1 protein-coding gene is annotated in these 2,157 nt (G+C 70.1%); it reads right to left on the reverse strand.

The window, feature by feature from the left end; genetic code table 11:
- Positions 1-2,127: hybrid sensor histidine kinase/response regulator (locus FV222_RS23965; RefSeq protein ID WP_246685628.1), on the reverse strand; the 2,127-nt coding region annotated here is incomplete at its 3' end.
- Between the last annotated feature and the right edge of the window lie 30 nt (positions 2,128-2,157).

Raw genomic sequence — 2,157 nt, forward strand, 5'->3', positions numbered from 1 at the left:
GGCATCGAGCTCGGCGAGCGCCGCGACAAGGCCGCTGCGATCGAACTTCGCCACGAGGTCGCTGATCGCCAGCGTGCGCGCCCGCTCGACCGCCTCCGCGCCGATCGTCCCGGTGAGGCCGATCACCGGAAGGCCGGCGGTCCGCGCGTCGCCGCCGCGCATCGCGCCGACGAGGTCGAAGCCGTTGCGGCCGGGCATCTCCAGGTCGGTCACCACCACGCCGATCCGGGGATCGGCCTGGAGCATCGCCAGAGCCTCCTCGGCACCCGGCGCCGTGACGACGCGGTAGCCGGCGGCCTTCAGCACGGGGCTGAGCATGTCGCGGAAGAAGGCCGAGTCATCCACGAGCAGCAGCGTCGTCGTCTTCACCGACGCCGCCTTCGTGCCGCGCGCCCAGTCGTCGTAGGCCAGCGGCAGGAAGTGGGCGATGTTGATGATGTCGGTGGCGCGGCCCCGCAGCACCGCCGACCCAATCAGGTCGGAGCGCTCGGCGGCGATCTCGATGTCGAGGCGCTCTTCGACGATGTCGACGATCTCGTCGACGACGAGGCCCATCGCGCGGTCACCGTCGGAGAACACCACCAGCGCCTGCGTGCCCTCGGTGCGGATCGCGATGGCCTCGTCGGCCGGCACAAGCGGCATCAGCCGGCCACGGTACTGGATCAGCGGACGCCCGCCGAGCCACTCGACCTTGGCGGCGTCGATCTCCTCTAGGCGTGTGACGAGCGAGAGCGGGACCGCCTTGAAGCTGCCGGCGCCGCCCTTGAACACGAGGAGCGTCGTCTTCGGGTCGCCGAGCTCGCCCGACTCCGACTCGGCCTCGATCGGGCCGCCGCCCTGCGCGCCCTGGCTGACCTGGCGCGCGATGCCGTTCGGGTCGACGATCAGCACGACGGCGCCGTCGCCGAGGATGGTGTTGCCGGCAAAGAGCGGGATGTGGCGAAGCTTCGTCGACATCGGCTTCACGACGATCTCCTCCGTGTGGAAGACCTCGTCGACAAGGATGCCGAAGCGCTGGCGTCCGACTTGGGCCACCACGACGAATCCGGTCTCGGTGCCGGTGTCGTCCTGGCCGAGCAGGCCCTTCAGGGTCACGATCGGTAGCAGACGCTCGCGCAGGCGCAGCACCGGCGCGTCGTTGATGCGCTCGATCCGCTGCGGCGCGGTGGCGTCGACCCGCACCAGCTCGAGCACCGCGAGCTGCGGCACCGCGAACCGGCTCTCGCCAGCCCGGACGATCAGGGCGGCGACGATGGCGAGCGTCAGCGGGATCTTGATGGTGAAGGTGGTGCCGACCCCCTTCTGCGTGGCGATGTCGATGACGCCGCCGATGGTCTCGATGTTGGTCTTGACCACGTCCATGCCGACGCCGCGGCCGGAGACCGAGGTGACGGCCGCCGCGGTGGAGAACCCGGCGTCGAAGATGAACTTGGCGACCTGGGCGTCGGTCATCCGCTCGACGTCGACCTGGGTCGCGATCCCGCGCTCCACCGCCTTCTTGCGGATGGCCACGAGGTCGAGGCCTTTGCCGTCGTCGGCGATCTCGATCGTGATCGTGCCGCCCTCGTGATAGGCCGAGAGGCGGATCGAGCCGCGGGCCGGCTTGCCGGCCGCGATCCGCTGCATGGTGGATTCGAGACCGTGGTCGGCCGAATTCCGGACCATGTGGGTGAGCGGGTCCTTGATGACCTCCAGCACCTGCCGGTCGAGCTCGGTCTCGGCGCCGAGCATCACGAGGTCGATCTGCTTGCCGAGTTCGCTCGACAGGTCGCGCACCACCCGCGGCAGCTTCTGCCAGGCGTTGCCGATCGGCTGCATGCGCGTCTTCATGACGCCCTCCTGCAGCTCGGCCGTGACGTGGGAAAGCCGCTGCAGCGGGACCTTGTAGCTCGAATCCTCGTGCTTGCGGGCGATCTCGAGGAGCTGGTTGCGGGTCAGCACCAGTTCGGACACCATCGTCATCAGGTGTTCGAGGGTGTCGACGTTGACCCGGATGGTCTGCATCTTGGCCATGCCCCCCTCGGGGGCTTCCGCCGGCGCATCGCTCGACGCCGGGGCCTTCACAGCCGGTGCCGGAGCTTCCTGCGCCTGGGCGACCGGAGCCGGCGCCACGGGGGCCAGGACCACGGGCGCCGGCTCCGGCCGCCCAGGCGCAGG

Source organism: Methylobacterium sp. WL103 (assembly GCF_008039885.1).
Lineage (GTDB): Bacteria > Pseudomonadota > Alphaproteobacteria > Rhizobiales > Beijerinckiaceae > Methylobacterium > Methylobacterium cerastii.